Annotated in this window: 15 protein-coding genes and 1 tRNA gene; 11 read left to right on the top strand and 5 right to left on the bottom strand. The window is 62.4% G+C overall.

Features of this window, described 5'->3' with window-relative positions:
• The first annotated feature begins 9 nt into the window (after positions 1–9).
• From E2481_RS02920 to E2481_RS02945, 6 genes are all read left to right on the top strand, one after another.
• A complete protein-coding gene (locus E2481_RS02920; protein ID WP_136715619.1) occupies positions 10–1,326 on the top strand; it encodes a YeaH/YhbH family protein in 1,317 nt (438 codons plus the stop codon).
• Positions 1,319–3,316: a SpoVR family protein gene (locus E2481_RS02925; protein WP_136715620.1), complete on the top strand. Its 1,998-nt coding sequence runs from the start codon at positions 1,319–1,321 to the stop codon at positions 3,314–3,316. Before E2481_RS02920 ends, E2481_RS02925 begins: the two co-directional genes overlap by 8 nt.
• A gap of 206 nt (positions 3,317–3,522) precedes the next feature.
• A complete protein-coding gene (locus E2481_RS02930) occupies positions 3,523–4,086 on the top strand; it encodes a DUF7344 domain-containing protein (RefSeq protein WP_136715621.1) in 564 nt (187 codons plus the stop codon).
• 44 nt (positions 4,087–4,130) lie between these two features.
• Positions 4,131–4,523: a secondary thiamine-phosphate synthase enzyme YjbQ gene (locus tag E2481_RS02935; protein ID WP_136715622.1), complete on the top strand. Its 393-nt coding sequence runs from the start codon at positions 4,131–4,133 to the stop codon at positions 4,521–4,523.
• A 62-nt stretch (positions 4,524–4,585) separates the two neighbouring features.
• Entirely contained in the window at positions 4,586–6,025 is a 1,440-nt protein-coding gene (locus E2481_RS02940) for a DASH family cryptochrome (protein WP_136715623.1), read from the top strand.
• Positions 6,026–6,137: 112 nt separating this feature from the next.
• A complete protein-coding gene (locus tag E2481_RS02945) occupies positions 6,138–6,791 on the top strand; it encodes a helix-turn-helix domain-containing protein (protein WP_136715624.1) in 654 nt (217 codons plus the stop codon).
• 15 nt (positions 6,792–6,806) lie between these two features.
• On the opposite strand, the gene E2481_RS02950 is transcribed toward E2481_RS02945, so the two are convergent.
• From E2481_RS02950 to E2481_RS02965, 4 genes are all read right to left on the bottom strand, one after another.
• Positions 6,807–8,798 carry an AMP-dependent synthetase/ligase gene (locus tag E2481_RS02950; protein ID WP_136715625.1) on the bottom strand — a complete coding sequence of 664 codons (1,992 nt, stop codon included), beginning with the start codon at positions 8,796–8,798 and terminating at the stop codon, positions 6,807–6,809.
• Positions 8,799–9,011: 213 nt separating this feature from the next.
• Positions 9,012–9,121 (bottom strand) — tRNA-Glu (locus E2481_RS02955).
• 418 nt (positions 9,122–9,539) lie between these two features.
• Positions 9,540–10,544: a transcription initiation factor IIB gene (locus E2481_RS02960; protein ID WP_136715626.1), complete on the bottom strand. Its 1,005-nt coding sequence runs from the start codon at positions 10,542–10,544 to the stop codon at positions 9,540–9,542.
• Positions 10,545–10,663: 119 nt separating this feature from the next.
• Entirely contained in the window at positions 10,664–11,437 is a 774-nt protein-coding gene (locus E2481_RS02965; protein ID WP_136715627.1) for a helix-turn-helix domain-containing protein, read from the bottom strand.
• 250 nt (positions 11,438–11,687) lie between these two features.
• Between E2481_RS02965 and E2481_RS02970 the strand changes: the two genes are divergently transcribed.
• A complete protein-coding gene (locus E2481_RS02970) occupies positions 11,688–12,737 on the top strand; it encodes an RNA-guided endonuclease TnpB family protein (protein WP_136715628.1) in 1,050 nt (349 codons plus the stop codon).
• A 407-nt stretch (positions 12,738–13,144) separates the two neighbouring features.
• On the opposite strand, the gene E2481_RS02980 is transcribed toward E2481_RS02970, so the two are convergent.
• The gene (locus tag E2481_RS02980; RefSeq protein WP_136715629.1) at positions 13,145–15,145 is read right to left on the bottom strand and encodes a 3-hydroxyacyl-CoA dehydrogenase/enoyl-CoA hydratase family protein; all 2,001 of its coding nucleotides are present in this window, start codon (positions 15,143–15,145) and stop codon (positions 13,145–13,147) included.
• A 191-nt stretch (positions 15,146–15,336) separates the two neighbouring features.
• Here E2481_RS02980 and E2481_RS02985 point away from each other — a divergent pair, with 191 nt between their 5' ends.
• The 4 genes from E2481_RS02985 (at position 15,337) to cysE (ending at position 19,984) form a co-directional block, all read left to right on the top strand.
• Positions 15,337–16,488: an acyl-CoA dehydrogenase family protein gene (locus E2481_RS02985; protein ID WP_136715630.1), complete on the top strand. Its 1,152-nt coding sequence runs from the start codon at positions 15,337–15,339 to the stop codon at positions 16,486–16,488.
• Positions 16,489–16,666: 178 nt separating this feature from the next.
• Positions 16,667–17,818: an acyl-CoA dehydrogenase family protein gene (locus E2481_RS02990; RefSeq protein ID WP_136715631.1), complete on the top strand. Its 1,152-nt coding sequence runs from the start codon at positions 16,667–16,669 to the stop codon at positions 17,816–17,818.
• Positions 17,819–17,986: 168 nt separating this feature from the next.
• Positions 17,987–19,141, top strand: coding sequence for an acyl-CoA dehydrogenase family protein (locus E2481_RS02995; protein ID WP_136715632.1), 1,155 nt, complete (start codon positions 17,987–17,989; stop codon positions 19,139–19,141).
• A gap of 225 nt (positions 19,142–19,366) precedes the next feature.
• Complete coding sequence (gene cysE / locus E2481_RS03000) at positions 19,367–19,984, top strand: serine O-acetyltransferase (RefSeq protein ID WP_136715633.1); 618 nt, start codon at positions 19,367–19,369, stop codon at positions 19,982–19,984.
• The last annotated feature ends 9 nt before the right edge of the window (positions 19,985–19,993 follow it).

Consider the following 19,993-nt stretch of genomic DNA (forward strand, 5'->3'; position numbering starts at 1 on the left):
AGGACCGCCATGGGACTTGAGGACGACCTCGAACGCTACCGCGAGGTCGGCGAAGAACGCCGCCAGGACTTGGCCGAGTTCATCCAGTACGGTGATCTGGGCCAGTCGCGGCCGGACGAGGTGAAGATCCCGATCAAGATCGTCGATCTCCCGGAGTTCGCTTACGACCAGCGGGACATGGGCGGCGTCGGCCAGGGCGAGGGCGCAGAGGAGGGCCAACCGGTCGGCGAGCCCCAGCCCCAACCCGGTGACGGCGACGAGGACGGCGAACCCGGCGAGGAGGGCGGCGAGCACGAGTACTACGAGATGGACCCCGAGGAGTTCGCCCAGGAACTCGACGAGGAACTCGGCCTGGACTTAGAACCCAAGGGCAAGCAGGTCGTCGAGGAGAAAGAGGGCGACTTCACGGACATGACGCGGACCGGTCCCTCCTCGACGCTGGACTTCGAGCAACTGTTCAAGAAGGGACTCAAGCGCAAGCTGGCGATGGACTTCGACCGGGACTTCGTCCGCGAGGCGCTGAAAGTCGACGGCATGGGTCCGGCCTCGGTGTTCGAGTGGGCACGCGAGGAGCACATTCCGGTGTCGAAAGCCTGGCTCGAAGACGAGTACGGCGAACTCAGTTCCGAAGAAAAGACGGCGTGGGCCTCGATGGACGAGATGGAGGACAACGTCGAGCGGACCTCGACGGCGGACCGCATTCGCCGGGAAGGGATCGACAGCATCCCCTATCGGCGCGAAGACGAGCGGTACCGCTACCCCGAGATCATCGAGGAACGCGAGAAGAACGTCGTCGTCGTGAACATCCGAGACGTGTCCGGGTCGATGCGCGAGAAGAAGCGAGAACTCGTCGAGCGGACGTTCACGCCGCTGGACTGGTACCTCACGGGCAAGTACGACAACGCGGAGTTCGTCTACATCGCCCACGACGCCGAGGCCTGGGAGGTCGACCGCGACGAGTTCTTCGGCATCCGTTCCGGTGGTGGGACGCGCATCTCCAGCGCGTACGAACTCGCGGCGGCGGTCCTAGAGGAGGAGTACCCATGGAGCGACTGGAACCGGTACGTGTTCGCGGCCGGCGACTCCGAGAACTCCTCGAACGACACCGAGGAACAGGTCATCCCGCTGATGGAGCAGATCCCCGCGAACCTCCACGCCTACGTGGAGACCCAGCCCAGCGGGAACGCCATCAACGCGACCCACGCAGAGGAAGTCGAGCGACACTTCCGGGAAAGCGGGGACGTCGCCGTCGCGTACGTCTCCAAACCGGCAGACGTCGTCGACGCGATTTACACCATCCTCTCGACGGAGGAGCAACATGACTGATAGATACGAAGCGAAGAAGATCGCCGAGGAACTGGAGGAACCGGTCGACGAGGCCTCGAACCTGGCCCACAAACTGGGGCTGTCGCCGTACCCGGTGAACTACTGGATCGTCGACTACGACGAGATGAACGAACTCATCGCCTACGGCGGCTTCCAGCAGCGCTACCCGCACTGGCGCTGGGGCATGCAGTACGACCAGCAGCAGAAACAGAGCCAGTTCCTCGGCGGGAAGGCCTTCGAGATCGTCAACAACGACAACCCCTCGCATGCCTTCCTGCAGGAGTCAAACACCATGGCCGACCAGAAGGCGGTCATCACCCACGTCGAGGCCCACGCGGACTTCTTCGCGAACAACGAGTGGTTCGGGATGTTCGCCGACAATCCCGACGCCGCCGCGATGCTGGCGCGTCACGCCGACGCCATCCGGGAGTACATGCTCGACCCGGACATCGACCGGGCGGCCGTCGAGAAGTGGATCGACCACGTCCTCTGTCTGGAGGACAACATCGACCAGCACGAGGTCTTCGGCCCGGTCGAGACCGAACACCGCGACGAACTCGTCGACGCCGACGAGGACGCCGAGGACCTCTCGGAGCGCCTGGACGAACTGGACCTCTCCGAGGAAGTGAAAGGACAGGTGTTCGACGAGGAGTGGCTCGAAGCCCAGCGGTCCGAGGGCGAAGTCACCTTCCCGGCCGAACCCGAGAAGGACGTGCTCGGATTCCTCCGGAAACACGGCATGCAGTACGACGAGGACGCCGGGAAGGCCGTCGGCATGACCGACTGGCAGCGCGAGATCCTGGAGATCCTCCGCCGGGAGGCGTACTACTTCGCACCCCAGAAGATGTCGAAGGTGATGAACGAGGGGTGGGCCGCCTACTGGGAGTCCGTCATGATGACCAAGGAGGCCTTCGCGGGCACCGACGAGTTCATCAGCTACGCCGACCACATGGCCCAAGTGCTCGGCTCGCCCGGGCTGAACCCCTACAAACTCGGACTGCAACTCTGGCAGTACGTCGAGAACACGACGAACCGACGCGAGGTCGTCGAGCGGATCCTCCGCGTCGACGGCATCACCTGGCGGAACGTCCACGACCGCGTCGACTTCGAGACAGTGCAGGACCTGATCGCGCCGGACTCGGCGATCACCTCGATCACGCCGGATTCGCTCGACGAGTTGGACGCCGAGGACCCGCGCATCGACGCCGAGGGACTCGAAAGCGCCCGGGCCGGCGAGTTCGACGTCTCGACGTACCCCTGGAAGGTGCTGACCTACGAGGGACTGGCCGAACGCCACTACTCGCTGGTCGAACCCCAGAACCGCGGGTTCGTCAGCCGCGTCAGCCAGGCGGAGTTAGAGCGCGTCTCGCGGTACATGTTCGACGACAGCCGCTACGAGACCGTCGAGGAGGCGCTCGCCGACATCGACTACACCCGCGGCTGGGACCGGATGCGCGAGATCCGGGAGAGTCACAACGACGTGACGTTCCTGGACGAGTTCCTCACCCAGGAGTTCGTCGACGACAACGACTACTTCACCTACGAGTTCACCCAGTCGACGGGCGACTATCGGGTCACCAGCACGGACTACGAGGACGTCAAGAAGAAACTGATGCTCCGGTTCACGAACTTCGGGAAGCCCACCGTCGTCGTCGCCGACGGCAACTACAACAACCGCAACGAGTTGCTGCTGGCGCACAAGTACAACGGCGTGATGCTCGACATCGAGCAGGCCAAGGACACGCTGAAACGCGTCTTCCACCTCTGGGGCCGGCCGGTCAACCTGAAGACCATCGTCAAGGAACTCGACGAACACGACATCGAGGTGGCGAAGCGGCGCGACCGGGAACCCGAACCCGAGGAACGGGGCAAACTCATCCGCTACGACGGCGAGGAGGTCGAAGTCCGCGACCTGGACTGGGAGGACGTCGAGGACATCGCCGCGACCGAGGTGGACTACGACACGAAGCCCGACGAGTGGCTGGCCTAGGCGAACGTCGGACGGCCGGGGAACCCGAGTCGCGAACTCGGCCCACCTATATCAATCTGTTCGTGATGTAGGGAAGTGAGTTTTCAGGGGAGATTAACAACATCGAAAACCGTTTATGGAATAGGATACGTGGAGTTACAAGTATCAGTGCGGGACGAGCAGTCGCGAGCAGACGGGGTCTCGGCCACCGACCCCGTGAGGTGATCATGGTCGCTCAGACTACCACAAGAGAAACGCTCGAAGCGAGCCAGATTCACGATATATTGCGGAACGACCGGCGGCGACTGGCGATCAAGTGCCTCCGGGAGAACGGGGACGTCCTGAGCGTCCGCGACCTCTCCGAGGACGTCGCGAGTCGCGAGACCGGCGAGACGCCCGCGCCGAGGGACAAGCGCCGCAGCGTGTACGTCTCACTGCACCAGACGCATCTCCCCAAGCTCGACGATCTCGGGATCATCGACTACGATACGGACGCGAAGGAAGTCCGGTTGCGTGACCAGGCGGCCGAGGTCACGACGTACATGGAAGTCGTTCCCCGCTACGGGATCACCTGGGCGGAGTACTACCTCGTCCTGGGCATCCTCGGGTTCGGGACCGTCCTGTCGGCGTCGTTCGAGACGCCGCTGCTCGGTGCCCTCGGCGTCCCCGTCGTCGCAACGGTGTACCTGCTCATCCTGGTCGGCTCGGCCGCCTACCACGTCAACTCGCAGGACCGGCAGCTGTTCGAGGGGCTCCGTTCCCGGGCCGAGTCGCCCGAGACCGAAGAGTAACCGCCGACCGAGCGTTCAAATTCTCGCCGCCCGTTCGGACGCGTATGGAGACGCGCACGGACATCGAGATCTCGACCGGAGACCGGGAAACGGTCGTGGACATCACCGACGAGGTCGCCGCCGAACTGCCCGCCGACGCGACCGGCACCTGTACGGTGTTCGTTCGCCACACCACTGCAGGGCTCCAGATCAACGAACCGGAGCCGCGGCTCCTCGGAGACATCGAGCACGCAGTGAAATCGCTCGTCCCGGCCGACGGCTGGGATCACGACCAGCTCGACGGTAACGCCGACGCTCACCTCCGGTCGATGCTGCTCGGTCGGAGCGTCACCGTCCCCGTCATCGACGGCGAACTCGACCTCGGGACCTGGCAGGCAGTGTTGCTCGTCGAGTGTGACGGGCCGCGGACTCGCACCGTGACCGTCGTCGTCGAGTGACCCCCGGTTTGATGTGGCTCGCGACCAAGGGATGGTAGACCGGTTCGCCGGTCGGTCGACCGATGACAGGAGACACCGCACTCGTCTGGTTCAGGAGCGATCGCCGGCTACACGACAACCCCGTGCTTTCCCGAGCAGTCGACGCCGCGAGCGCCGTCGTTCCCGTCTACGTCTTCGATCCGAGAGCGTTCGGCACGACCGAGTTCGGCTTCCCGAAGACCGGTCCTCGACGCGCCCAGTTCTGCCGCGAGAGCGTCCAGGACCTGCGTGACTCGCTGCGGGACCGTGGAGGCGAACTCGTGGTCAGGGAGGGACGACCAGAGGACGTGCTCCCCGACCTGGCGGCCGCGCACGACGCGGATACCGTCCACTGCCAGACGCTCCCAGCACCCGACGAACAGGGTGTCGAAGACGCCCTGGCGACCGCGCTGCGGGACGCGGGACGAGCGCTTCGAACGCGGTGGACGCATACGCTCGTCCATCCGGCCGATCTGCCGACGCCGATACCGAATATCGAGGACACGTTCACGCCGTGGCGCGAGGCGGTCGAAGCGACCATCGAACCGCGCGATCCGATCCCTGCGCCCGACAGCGTCCGGACACCGCCCGTCGAGGCCGGTAGCGTCCCATCGCTCGCGGAGCTCGGGTACGACACCGAGCCGACGACCGACGACCGGGCGGCCTATCGGTTCGCAGGCGGCGAATCCGCCGGCCTGGCACGCATCGAGGAGTACGTCTGGAAACGCGACCGCCTGCGGGAGTACAAGGAGACCAGAAACGGGTTGCTCGGGCCGGACTACTCCTCGAAGTTCTCCCCTTGGCTGGCGGGCGGCGGCCTCTCGCCGCGTCGGATCTACGCCGAAGTGACCCGGTACGAACACGAACGCGTCGAGAACGACTCGACGTACTGGCTCGGGTTCGAGCTCCTGTGGAGGGACTTCTTCCAGTTCCAGTTCGCGAAACACGGGGCCGCGTTCTTCCAACAGGGCGGCATCCGGGACCGCGACATCGACTGGCGGACCGACGAGACGGCATTCCGGCGCTGGGCGGACGGTCGCACCGGCGTCCCGTTCGTCGACGCCAATATGCGGGAGCTAAACGCGACGGGGTACCTGTCGAACCGCGGGCGACAGAACGTCGCGAGCTTTCTCGCGAACGACCTGGGACTCGACTGGCGGCGCGGTGCGTCGTACTTCGAGTCCCGGCTGATCGATTACGACGCCCCCAACAACTGGGGCAACTGGGCGTACGTCGCTGGCACGGGCAACGACTCCCGTGACCGGAGTTTCGACGTGCTGTGGCAGGCTCAGCGGTACGACCCGGACGCAGAGTTCGTCACCCACTGGCTACCGGAACTCGACGGGCTCCCCGCGGCGTACGCCCACGAGCCCTGGACGATGGACGACACGGCCCGGCAGGACCACGGCATCGAACTCGGTGTCGACTATCCGCGGCCGATGGTCGAACTCGACGGGGAAAAAGAGCGGGACGCTGACTCCTGAGACGGCCCGCCAGGGGTGGTGCCGCATCGCTGGCGGCAAGCGAGATGTGTGCCGAAACACATAATGTGACGGGTGTGAAAGCATCCGAGACACTCAATCGCAAGGGGGCTACATGAGGTATTTCGATTTCACGATCACACCGGAAGAGGGGGCCATTCATCCCGCGGGGAAGATCATCGCCGGGCACCCGGGGGTTTCTCGCGTATCGCTGATGCACGTCAACGGACTCGGCGACGGGACCGGTGTGCTCCTCTACCGACTCCGCGGTGACCACGAGTCACTGACCGACGAGATCGAGGAGAGCAACACCGTCCTCGCCTGGGACGTACTGGACGTCAAAGACGAGGTGTTCCATCTCTACCTCCACGTCCCGCCGGGCCAACCCGCCGGCAGTCTCATGGCGCTCGCCCAGAAGTACGCGCTCATCATCGACACGCCGCTGAAATACACCGACCAGGGCGGCCTCCGGACCACCGTCGTCGGGACCCACGACATGCTCCGGCAGGCCCTGGGGGAAACGCCCGACAGCGTTCGCTTCGCGGTCGAACAGGCCGGGCAGTACTCGCCCGACCGGGAGGACATCCTCTCGATCCTCACCGAGCGCCAGCACGAGGTGTTCGAGACGGCGATCCAGGAGGGGTACTACGAGATTCCACGCGAGGCGACCCACGAGGACATCGCCGACTCGCTTGGCTGTGCGCCAAGCACCGTCGACGAACACCTCAGAAAAGCCGAATCGCGCGTGTTGTCGGCGCTAATGCGGTAATAGAACCGGACCCGCTCAGTCGTCGGCAGTCGCCGCTTCACTCTGTTCGTCGTAGATCCGCTCGACTTTCTCCGCGAACTCGTCGGTGATGTTGCGACGTTTCTTCTTGAGCGAGGGCGTCAGCATGTCGTTTTCGGGCGTCCACTCCATGTGAACGAGTTCGAAGCGTTTGATCGTCTCGTGTTTCTCCAGGTTCCGGTTGACCAGTTCGACGTCCTCTTCGACCCACTCGTGAACCTGGTCGTTCTCACAGACTTCTTCTTTGGTCCCCGGAAGCGAGATATTGCGGTTCTCGGCCCAGCGACGGATCGCGTTGAAGTTCGGGACGATGAGCGCGCTGACGAACTTCTCGTTGTCGCCCATCACCATGATCTGCTCGATGCGTGAGGACGTGGAGAACTCGCTTTCGATCGGTTCCGGTGCGACGTTCTTCCCGGTCGAGAGCACGAGCAGGTTCTTCAAGCGGTCGTGGTAGACGAGGTAGCCGTCGTCACGCTGTTCGACGATGTCGCCCGTCTTGAACCAGCCGTCCGGCGTGAACGCCTCCTCGGTCTTTTCGGGCATCTCCCAGTACCCCTCGGTGACGTTGGGGCCTTTGATGTGGAGTTCACCGACGTCTCCCTTCGCCTCTTCGAACTGATCTTGCGACACCATCGAGTCGTCGATTTTCGTCTCGACGTCCGGAACCGGCGTCCCGAGCGTCCCAGGTCGCATGTCCTCCGGTGCCGCCGCGGAGACGACCGGCGACGCCTCGGTCAGGCCGTACCCCTCGTAGATCGGGATGCCCATCCCCTTGAACAGTTCCGAGAGCCGCTTGTCGAGGCTCCCGCCGCCACTGAGGAGGTACTCCGTGTTCCCCCCGAGCTGTTGTTTGACCTGTTTGTACACCAGTTGGTTCGCGACCCCGTGTTTGAGTTTGAGCGTCAGGCTCGGGTCGTTTGTCTTCCCGTACTCGCGGGCGATATCGACGGCCCACTCGAAGATGCGCTCTTTGAGGTCGGAGCCGCTCGCCTGGTCGCGCATCTGGTCGAAGATGCGCTCGTACACCCGCGGGACGCTCGCGGCCCCGTACGGTTCGATCTTCTTGATGTCCTCGCTGACGGTGTCCGGGCTCTCGGCGTACCCCACTGTCGCCCCCGAAGCGAACATGTAGAAGTGACCGACCGTCCGCTCGAAGACGTGAGCCAGCGGCAGGAACGATATCGACCGCTTGCCCGCGTCCATCACCGGAATGTCGTCTCCCCTGTCCGGTCGTGGACCTGCACGCTTGCGGATCTGGTTGACGTTCGCCCGGAAGTTGTGATGAGTCAACTTCACGCCCTTCGGTTTCCCCGTCGTCCCCGAGGTGTAGATGAGACTCGCCAGGTCGTGGACGTTCCGGGAGTCGACCATCGAGTAGTAGTCCGCCTCGTCGTAGTGCTGTTGCCCGAGTTCGTACACCTCGTCCAGCGTGTGGATCTGGTCGACGTCCTCGTACTTCGTGAGGTTGTCAAGTACGACGACGAACTCCAGGCTCAGGTCGTCCTGAACCTTGATGATACGATCCAGCAGGCTCTCGTTCTCCACCACGACGCCGATGGCTCCGGGATCGTTCAGCAGGTACTTGATCTGTTTCGGCGAGGACTCGGTGTAGACGGTCGTGACGACGCCCCCCGCGGCCAGCAGTCCGAAGTCACACAGCGCCCACTCCATGCGCGTGTTCGAGAACATCCCCACTCTGTCGTCGGGATCCATCCCCAGTTCCCGGAACCCGATCGCCAACCGCCGGACGATCTCGGACATCTTCTCGTAACTGATCGTCGTGTACTCGCCCGGTTTCGGCTCCGGGAGGATCTCCGGCGTGATCGCCCGCGGATAGATACCACCCTTGTACATCTGGGCGTCGAGATCGGCGTTTCGCTCCGCGCTCTCCTCGAACAACTGCGAGATCGTCGTGTTCCCGATGACTTCGTCCGTGTACTCCTTCTCGGCCTCCCGCCAATGTTGTGCAGTGTCGGGTGGTGACATGCTATCTGTTTTCGTATCTGTCGTTAAATATACCAGGGTTGGTACCCGCTCTCGAACACCCGCTCTCGCGGCCGCGATGAACGCTATACCACAGACATAGAGTTTATCGAGCGGTAGTGACCGGAACGGTAGCGGACCAGTTCGTCGGGACGATGTTCAGACCCCACAGTCGACGGTAGCAGTCACGACTCACGAGCAGTCACCACAGAAGGATGCACCGTCTGGGATTTGAACCCAGGTCCTCGGCTTTCTTCCAAAGGCGAGCCGAATGTCGCATCTTTGCCGAAAGGCCAAGATGATTGGCCGGACTACACCAACGGTGCGCACTTCGTTCTCCGAGTGGGTTGTTAATAAACCCTGTTTTTCGTCGCCGGATTGTGTGCCGTTGACAGTGTCGTTCTCCAGATGATTCGATGCCCGATTCGAGATCGATACGGCCGTAATCAAGCTATTGAGGACACCGACTACAGAGCGGTTCGGGATACGCAACCGGAGAGAGGTCCGCGCCATCGGCTAGATCAGTCCAGACATCCGCGATATACCCGTTCGTTTCGCTCTCCAAATCCACACTCTCACTGATCTTCGTGACGGTCGTGGTGACGTGGGACTGGTCTGCGGGCCGTATCAATCACAGTACTAAAAGAGAAAAAGGGCACACACCGGAACCGTCGTCTTCGGAGGCCCGGGTCGTGATCGTAACTCAGCAGCGTTCGACAACAACCCGTACAGTGTCAGCGGGAATCACGCAGCGGGTTCCGCCTGCAGGTTGCGCAGTTGGTCTCGCTCGAGAACGTCGAAGAAGTCCTGATACCGGTTCCTGATCGTGACTGCACTGATATCCGCCACCTCGCTCACGCTCTGTTGGGTGAGTTCTTCCTCGACCAGCAGACCAGCGGCGTAGATGGCGGCAGCTGCAAGTCCGACCGGACTCTTGCCGCTGTGGACCATCCGTTCTTTCGATTGCTCGAGCAGTTTCCGGGCCGTTCGCTCGACTTCCGCACTCGCCTCCAGTGCAGAGACGAATCGTGGCAGATACTGTGCCGGGTCTGCCGGCTGGATTTCCAGGTTCAGTTCCCGAACGATGTACCGGTAGGTCCGTGTAAGTTCCAGTTTCTCCACGCGCGAGACGCGCTGGAACTCGTCCAGAGACCGGGGAACGTTTGCCTGTTTCGCTGCCCCGTACAGCGCGGCTGTCGCCACGCCTTCGATGGAGCGCCCGGGCAACAGGTTTTCGTCCAGTGCGCGCCGGTAGATGACACTCCCGGTTTCACGGACGGTCTCGGGGAGGCCGAGCGCGGAGGCCATCCGATCGATCTCCCCGAGGGCCTGTTTCAGGTTGCGCCCTCTGGAGTCACGAGTCCGAAAGCGCTCGTCCCAGGTGCGCAACCGCTGCATCTTCTGGCGCTGTGCAGTGTCCAGCGTGTTACCGTAGCCGTCTCTGTCTTTCCACCCGATGTTCGTCGAAAGCCCCTGATCGTGCATCATATTCGTGACCGGGGCTCCGACGCGTGATTTCTCCTCGCGGTCGGCGGTATTGTACGCTCGCCACTCCGGGCCGCGGTCGATCTCCTCGTCGCGTACGACTTCCCCCGTTTCGGTGTTGATCCACTCACCGTGTTGCTCGTCGTATACGATCTCCTCGTCCGATCGCGTGGACGCTTCGGTTCTCGATTCCGCCGCCTCGTTGCTGGCGACGTCGTCGTCTCGGGTGTTCAGACGCCCGCGGGTTCGAGTCGATTCAGACATGTGCTGCGTGATAATAGAGAAGGGAGTCGGGACAATGGGAGTTCGTTTGGTACATCACGAACGGCCACGTCGGCCCGCTCTCGCGTCCGGCCCCACGTCGTTTACAGACCGCCCCGGTCCTACGCTTCCACCGGAACGTCGTCCGCGTCTCGCTGGTCTTCCGGGCGTGCGCTGAGCGAATTGGAGACGAACTCCGTGGCGAGCCACGCTTCGGCTCGCGTGATTCGGTACTGGAGGGTCGACGTCGGGACGTTGATCGCGTCCGCGATCGATTGCAGCGAGTTGCGTCGTGGCGTCTCGTAGTACCCGTACTCGACTGCGGCTTCGAGTGCGGCCTGCTGTTCCGGCGGCAGATCGTCGTCGTCCAACCCGTTGTCGGTCAAACACTCGGGATCACTCAACCGCTGGACGGTGATACTGAGCCCGTCACAGAGCCCGTTGCGGACCTCGTCGTAGATCGCCCCCACCGTGTCCTCGTCGTCGACGAGGAGTCGCCACTGGTACTGGTTTCCGCGGCGCTCCGCTTGCATCAGCAAGCCGTCACCGATGTGTTTGGCAGCCACGTGTGGAATCGAGCGAACGCCGCCACCCTCTTTCTGACAGGTGTAGACGACACGGTCGTTCGGGGCACTGGCCAGGATTTCGTAGTCCCACTCCACGACTGGCGAGCCGCACATCCCGGTGGTCTCCCTGCAGAACGTAATGCGGTCGAGCAAGTCGTCGAACTCGTCGAGCACTTCCTTCGGACCGGTGATGTGGTTGAGACGCCACATCGCCTCACTCGTCGCGTGGACCGCCGTCGTTTGGCCGTGGAGTTCCGGGTTCTCGATGAAGAGGTCCATCACCTCGTCGACCCCTTTCTCGTATTCGATCGTGAAGACGAATTCGCGCATAGAGGACGGTTGCGAACTGCACCCGTATAGCTTCGGTTGGTATGTACCAACTGCGACTCGAAACGCGCACGGTCCGGTGCGGCAGCGAAAGAAAAATCGACTGTCGGCGGGGGCGTTACGGAAAATCAAGGAGAAAGCCCCGTGCTTTAGCGCGGGGATGAGTCCGACACTCCACGACACAAACCAACGACGATAGCACGGCCTGATATTCCAACAGATACGTAATACAGCCCATCTAATTACCACTGTAATGGTCACGGTGACTGTCACCGCGAAGTTCCACAATCCATCCCTCTCACGACGGAAAGAGTGGCAACACGCCACCCGACTCTACCGTGATACCAAGCAGTTTTGTATCGACGGATGGGAGAGTGGCGACTTCGACAAGTCCGTGACCACGGCCAGCATCGACAACGACCTCTACTCGGCCATCCAGAACCAAGCCATCCGAGAGGCCAAATCTGACCACAGCAAGGATGGAGCGGTTCGCTACCGAGAGAGTCAACCGTTCGCCGTCAACAACCAGAACTGGGAACTCGACACGACCGAGAACGGCACGGTCGTTGTTGGATTCCCATGTGTCTCTCAATGGTGGTACACTCCAATAGAAGTGTACGACGACATTGCTGACCCCGTAGACAAGCTGGTTGATGGAGACGTTGACAAGACCCGCCTACAGGTCTACCGTCGCGGAGACGACTGGTACTGTACCTTCAACATCGAGTACGACACCGACACGTCGGGTGAAACGCCCATCGGTGTCGATATTGGGGAACGGCACATCCTCGCTGTGACGGCCTACGGCAAAGACGAGTCGATGCTGGTGTCGGGTGGTGAGGCGAAGTATGTTCGGCGCAAATATCGTTCCCTACGCGATTCGCTTTCACAAGCGGGTGCGCTTCGCGCACGAAACCGTGTGGGTGACAAAGAACAGCGTCGAATCAAAGACCTGAATCATAAACTCTCCCGTCGCCTCATCACGTTCGCGGACCAGTTCGAGAACCCCGTCATTCGGATGGAAGACCTCGAAGGTATCCGCGAGAACAGTTCGTGGGCGGGCGTTCATTCGTGGCATTTCCACCAACTCCAACAGTTCATCACGTACAAGGCCGAACGCGCTGGTATTCGCGTCGAAAAGGTCGATGCGTACCATACCAGCCAGCGGTGTTCGGCGTGTGGTTCGATGGGAACCCGTGATGGCGACCACTTCTCATGCTCGGAGTGTGACCGTGGACGCCACGCCGACCTGAACGCTTCGGAGAATATCGCACAACGAGAGGGAGAACCATGCACGGCCTAACACTTCGGGTGAGGCGAACCGTGCTACCTCGCTGGCTGAACAACCAGTCGTCGTCATCGGGTGGTTCGAGAGAGCAAAGCTCTCTCGTCATCACGAAAGGCGCTCCGCACCTTTCGAACGACTACGCCCGATTGCTCGTGGAACGTTGTTCCACGCTGTTGACGCCTGCTGTATGCAGGGAGGCAGGCCCCATTGACAGGGCTGTACGCGCTGTAACGCACGTCCCTGGTCACAACTGGACGGCTACCTCTGACGTTCCACGCGAAAGCGTACTTGAGAACCGAGGAAACGCGCAACCTGAATATCCCCTTCGGGGAATCCTCGCCCTTTAACGCGGGGAGGATGTCAATCGCCCTGGAAGTCCGGCTCGCTTCCGTCAGACCTCCGGTCTGACGACGTTCGCCCGATTATTTACCTTCGAAATCGGGCTCGCCGTCACCCATGAAGGCGGTCATGCCCTCCATGATGTCGTCGGTGCCGATGAGGTGGCCGAAGGCCTGGGCCTCGACTTCGAGACCGGCTTCCGTGTCGTCGCGACCCTTGAGCATCGCTTTCTTCGAGAACTCGTTGGCCAGCGGCGGGCCCTGCCCGAGTTCCGAGGCCAGCTCGAAGGCGCGGTCGTAGAGGTCGTCCTTGTCGACGACCTCGCTGACGAAGCCGTAGTCCTGCATCGTCTCGGCGTCGTAATCCTGGTCCGCGGTCAGGATGATCTCCTTGGCGCGGCCCTCGCCGATGATGTTGGAGAGGCGCTGCGTGCCGCCCCAGCCGGGGATCAGGCCGAGGTTGTGCTCGGGCTGTCCGAAGGAAGACCGCGGCGTCGCGATGCGGATGTCCGTACACATCGAGAGTTCCATGCCGCCGCCGTAACAGTAGCCGTCGATACCGGCGACAACAGGTGCAGAGCACGCTTCGAGTTTGCCGAAGGTCTCCTGACCCGTCCGTGAGAGGTCGATGGCGTCGATCGGGTCCGCGCTGGTCGCCATCGCCTGAACGTCCGCACCGGCGGAGAACGCCTTCTCGCCGTCGCCCGTGATGAGGACCGACCGAATCTGGTCCTCTTCCTCGACGATGTCGACTGCGTCCTGCAGTTCCTCGAGGATTTCGAGGCTGATGGTGTTCATCCGGTGGGCGCGGTCGATCTCGATGTGCGCGACCTGCTTTTCGCTGTGGCCTTCGGGGACGTCGATGTCCTTGCGCTCGAAGGTGATGACCTCGAAGTTCTCGCCGTCCTCGTCCTCGTCGCTACCGTAGAAGCCGCCCGCCTCTGCGGCCTCGTAGAGGTAGTCGTGGGCGTCGTAGCGTTCCTCGCCCGTCTCCTCGTAGAGTTCGTCGATCGTGTCGGCGAGGTTCTGCAGGCCGGCATCGTCACACAGGTTGGCCGGGCCGTCCGGGAAGCCCGCGCCGAGCATCGTCGCTTCGTCGACGTCTTCGGCCGGCGCGACGTCGTCCCCGACGAGGTAGGCGACTTCCTTGGCCATCGTGGCCATCAGGCGCTCCTTGACGTCCTCGCGGATCTCGTCGGTCGGCACGTCGGCACCGTCGCCGTCCTCGTAGTCGTAGAAGCCTTTGCCGGTCTTCTTCCCGAGGTTCTCGTTCTCGACGGTCTCCTCGAGCATCGGGCACGGCTCGTAGGCCTCGCCCTCGACCTCGTGCATGTACTCGAGGACGTGGTAGGTGATGTCGTTGCCGACCTGGTCGCCCAGCTCGAAGGCGCCCATCGGCAGGCCGATGTCGTACTTGGTGGTGGAGTCGACCTCCTCGATGGTGGCCGTGCCGTCCTCGACGATCCAGCAGGCCTCGTTCATCAGGGGAACGAGGATGCGGTTGACGATGAACCCGGGCGAGTCCTTGCGGACGCGGACGGGGGACTTCCCGAAGTCATCTGCGAGGTCCTCGATGACCTCGATGGTTTCCTCGGCGGTGTGTTCCCCGTTGATGACCTCGACGAGCTGCATGCGGATCGGCGGGTTGAAGAAGTGCATCCCGCAGAACTGCTCGGGACGCTCGGTGACCTCCGAGAGGTCCGTGATCGAAAGCGACGAGGTGTTCGTCGCGAAGATGGCGTGGTCGGGGGCGTACTCCTCGACCTCGCCGTAGACGTCTTTCTTGATCTCCATCTTCTCGGGAACGGCCTCGATGATGACGTCGGCGCTGCCGACGGCCTCCTCCATGTCGACCAGCGGTGTCACACGGTCTTCGGCCGCCTGGGCCTCTTCCTCGGAGATCTGCTCTTTCTCGGCGAGCTTTTCGAGGCTCCAGACGAGGTCCTCGTAGCCGTTCTGGACGAACTCCTCTTTGATGTCACGCAGTCGAACTTCGTACCCCGCGAGTGCAGCGACCTCTGCGATTCCGTGGCCCATGTTGCCAGCGCCAAGAACCGCGATGGTCTCGATGTCGTCGAGTTGCATAAGTCGAACATTGTTATTCTCTCTGTCGGGGGCTTTCAACGTTTTCGTTCTATATGCCAACGCTTGACACTGAGCTGCCTGTTTAAACGCAAATTCCTGTATTTAACATTGTTTAGCCGGTGGCCGACAACGACTTCCAAGTTTGGATACGATTACAAACTGTTATATGTCACGTTCCCTCATACCCGTGCATGGATTTCGAACTCCCCGACGAGCTGACCCAGATCCGCAAGGAGATCCGGAAGTTCGGCGAAAACGAGATCGAGCCGGTCGCTAGCAAGTACGACCGCGAGGAGAAGTACCCCCAGGAGGTCATGGACGAGGCCGCGAAGATGGGGCTGCTCGGCTCCCAGATTCCCGTCGAGTACGGCGGTGCCGGCTACTCGACGCTCGAAACCATCGTCATCTCCGAGGAACTGTTCTCGATCGACCCGGGTATCGGCTTCTGTATTTCGGCAGCCTCCTTCGGCTGTGAGGCCATCATGGAGTTCGGGACCGAGGAACAGAAAGAGGAGTACCTCGAACCCGTCGCGGCCGGCGACGCCGTCTCCGGTGCCGCCATCTCCGAACCCGACACCGGTTCGGACGTCTCGTCGGTATCGACCCAGGCCGAGAAAGACGGCGACGAGTGGGTCATCAACGGCAACAAGATGTGGATCTCGAACGGGACCGTCGGCGACTTCTTCGTCGTCCTCTGTCAGACCGATCCCGATGCTGACGGCCGGTACAACGGCTTCTCCCAGATCATCGTCGAGTCCGACCGCGACGGCTTCAAAGCGGACAAGATCACGGGCAAGCTGGGCATCCGGGCCTCCGACACGGCCGAACTCATCTTCGACGACGTGCGCGTCCCCGAGGAGAACCTCGTGGGTAACCGCGGGATGGGTTTCCTCCAGCAGATGCAGTTCTTCGACGAAACCCGGACCGGCGTCGCCGCACAGGGCGTCGGGATCGCGAAGGGCGCCGCCGATGCAGCCCTGGAGTACGCCCAGGAACGCGAGCAGTTCGGCCAGCCCATCGCCGAGTTCCAGGCCATCCAGCACAAACTCGCCGACATGTACACGAAGATCGAGGCGGCCCGCAACCTGACGTACAAGGCCGCCTGGCAGGTCGACCAGGGCGAAGACATCACCAAGCTCGCCTCCATGGCCAAGGAATACGGCTCCCGCATCGCCGTCGACGTGGCCAACGAGGCCGTCCAGATCCACGGCGGCGCCGGCTACGTCGACGACTTCCCGGTCGAGCGGTTCTACCGGGACTCGAAGATCACCCAGATCTACGAGGGGACCACCGAGATCCAGAAGAACATCATCGCCCGCGAACTCCTCGGCAAAGGCTTCTAAACGGAACGGTCCTCGACCGGATTCTGTTTTCTCGTTTATGCGTTTTTTGAGATAGCTAACGGAACCGAGATAGGGGCGTGCAGTCCGGCGATTCCTGTCCACAACATTATAAACAGTTTTTAACTCGCTAGTGCGAGATTGCAAAGAAGTATTATACTAATATTCCGAAGGGACGTACATGGATTTCGAGATCACGGAGGAACAAGAGCAGCTCCGCAGTGAGGTCAAGCGGTTCGCCGAGAACGAGATCAAACCGGTCGCCACGGAGTACGACGTCGACGAGAAGTATCCCCACGAGGTCATGGACAAGGCCGCCGAGATGGGGATGCTCGGCGCGAACATTCCGATCGAGTACGGTGGCGCGGGCTACTCGACGCTGGACGTCGCGATCCTCTCGGAGGAACTGTTCGCGGCCGATCCCGGTATCGCCCTGTGTATCCAGTCGGCGACGTTCGGCAGCGACGCCCTCACCGGCTTCGGGACCGAAGAGCAAAAAGAGCGGTTCCTCGAACCCGTCGCGGCAGGCGACGCCATCATGGGCGCGGCGATTTCCGAGCCCGACACCGGTTCGGACGTGTCCTCGGTGTCGACCCAGGCCGAGAAGGACGGCGACGAGTGGGTCATCAACGGCAACAAGATGTGGATCACCAACGGGTCCGTCGGTGACTACTTCGTCGTCCTCTGTCAGACCGATCCCGAGGCCGAGGGCCGATACAACGGCTTCTCCCAGATCGTCGTCGAGTCCGACCGCGACGGCTTCAAAGCGGACAAGATCACGGGCAAGCTGGGCATTCGCGCCTCCGACACGGCCGAACTCATCTTCGATGACGTGCGCGTCCCCGAGGAGAACCTCGTGGGTAACCGCGGGATGGGCTTCCTCCAGCAGATGCAGTTCTTCGACGAAACCCGGACTGGCGTCGCCGCGCAGGGTATCGGTACCGCCCGCGGTGCCGCCGAGCGCGCCCTGGAGTACGCCCAGGAACGCGAGCAGTTCGGCCAGCCCATCGCCGAGTTCCAGGCCATCCAGCACAAACTCTCGGACATGTTCACCGACATCGAGGCGGCGCGCAACCTGACCTACAAGTCCGCCTGGCAGGTCGATCAGGGCGAAGACATCACCAAACTCGCCTCCATGGCCAAGGAGTATTCCTCTCGGGTCGCCGTCGACGTGGCCAACGAGGCCGTCCAGATCCACGGCGGCTCCGGCTACGTCAACGACTTCGACGTCGAGCGGTTCTACCGCGACTCGAAGATCCTCCAGATCTACGAGGGGACCACCGAGATCCAGAAGAACATCATCGCCCGCGAACTCCTCGGCAAAGGCTTCTAACGTCGGCACACCACGCTTTTCTTTCGCGACTCGACCGGGAGCCGTGCGACCCGGCCACCTCGTTTCAGACACACTGTTAAGTTAACTCTCGAATTGCCGAACGTCGTTAGCAAGACCGAAAATTATGAATGGGTTTGGAAAGTAGTGGTGGGTACGGGATCACATCACATGAACTTCGAGATCACGGACGAGCAACAACAGATCCGCGACGAGGTGCGTCGGTTCGCCGAAAACGAGATCAAGCCGGTCGCCAAGGAGTACGACCGCGAGGAGAAGACGCCACACGACCTCATCGAGAAGGGGGCGGAGATGGGGTTGACCGGGGCGCAGATCCCCATCGAGTACGGCGGGGCGGGATACGACGCCCTCGACGTGGCGATCATCATCGAGGAGATGTACGCCGCCGATCCCGGGGTCGGCGGGGCGATCCTCGGAACGGCGTTCGGAAGCGAAGCAATCGTCGGCTTCGGGACCGAGGAGCAAAAGGAAAAGTACCTGCCACCGCTTGCCAACGGCGAGAAGATCATGGGGTCGGCGATCTCCGAGCCCGATACCGGCTCGGACGTCTCCTCCGTGAGCACGCGCGCGGAGAAAGACGGCGACGAGTGGGTCGTCAACGGCAACAAGATGTGGATCACCAACGGTTCCGTCGGTGATTTCTTCGTGGTGCTCTGTGAGACCGACCCCGACGCCGACGGCCGGTACAACGGCTTCTCCCAGATCATCGTCGAATCCGACCGCGACGGCTTCGAGGCCGACAAGATCACGGGCAAACTGGGTATCCGTGCCTCCGACACGGCCGAACTCATCTTCGACGACGTGCGCGTCCCCGAGGAGAACCTCGTGGGCAACCGCGGCATGGGCTTTTTACAGCAGATGCAGTTCTTCGACGAGACGCGGACGCAGGTGGCGGCCCAGGGCGTCGGGATCGCGAAGGGTGCTGCGGAGCGCGCCCTGGAGTACGCCCAGGAGCGCGAGCAGTTCGGCCAACCGATCGGGGAGTTCCAGGCCATCCAGCACAAGCTCTCCGATATGTTCACCCGGACCGAGGCAGCGCGGAACCTGACCTACAAGTCGGCGTGGTCGGTCGACCACGAGGAAGAACAGCTGACCCAGTTGGCGTCGATGGCCAAGGAGTACGCCTCCCGCGTGGCCGTCGACGTGGCCAACGAGACCGTCCAGATCCACGGCGGTGCCGGCTACGTCGACGACTTCGACGCGGAACGGTTCTACCGCGACTCGAAGATCACCCAGATCTACGAGGGGACCACCGAGATCCAGAAGAACATCATCGCCCGCGAGCTCCTCGGCAAGGGCTTCTGAGTCGGGCGTTCCCGATAGCTTTTAAGCACCAGGAGCCGCGAGTATTCAGTATCATGGGCCGTGGCCCCTCACGTTCGGTGCGCTGGAACGCGGGACAGTTGCTCGTCCGGCCGGGACGGCGCTGTCGGTGTCGCTGATTCTCTCCGCCACAGCCGAACTGGCTGGGGCTCGTGAAGGGCTCGAAATCGACCGAAAACACCACCGAACCGGCGACTACACTCACCAATGTTTGAACGACTCGACGCGATACGCACACACATCATCGAAGACGTCCGTACAGCACTCGCCAAAGATCCCGCGGCCAAAAGCGCCCCGGAGGTCGCACTGTTGTATCCGGGGATCCACGCCGTGTGGTGCTACCGTCTCGCCCACGTGCTCTGGCAGTGGGACCACCGCCTGCTCGCCCGCGGGCTCTCGGAACTGGCCAGTGCGGTCACCGGCGTCGAAATCCACCCGGCGGCGACCATCGGCAAGCGACTGTTCATCGATCACGGTACCGGCGTCGTCATCGGCGAGACGGCCGACATCGGCGACGACGTGCTCCTGTATCACGGCGTCACGCTCGGCGGCAAGTCGATGCGGCGGGAGAAACGACACCCGACCGTCGAGGACTGTGCGACGATCGGGGCGAACGCGACGCTGATCGGGCCGATCACCGTCGGCGAGGGGGCGACGATCGGGGCGGGAGCGGTCGTCTCCGAGGACGTGCCCAAGGGCGTCACGGTCGCGGGGAACCCGGCGAAGGTCATCGAAGGGGATACCGAGAACGTCGACGTGACCGAGGACGCGCCCGGCGACGAGTCGGTCGAACCGGAACAACCCCACTGGCTCGCCGACTGCTAGCGGAACCCC

Source organism: Halorientalis salina (genome assembly GCF_005049285.1).
Taxonomy (GTDB): domain Archaea; phylum Halobacteriota; class Halobacteria; order Halobacteriales; family Haloarculaceae; genus Halorientalis; species Halorientalis salina.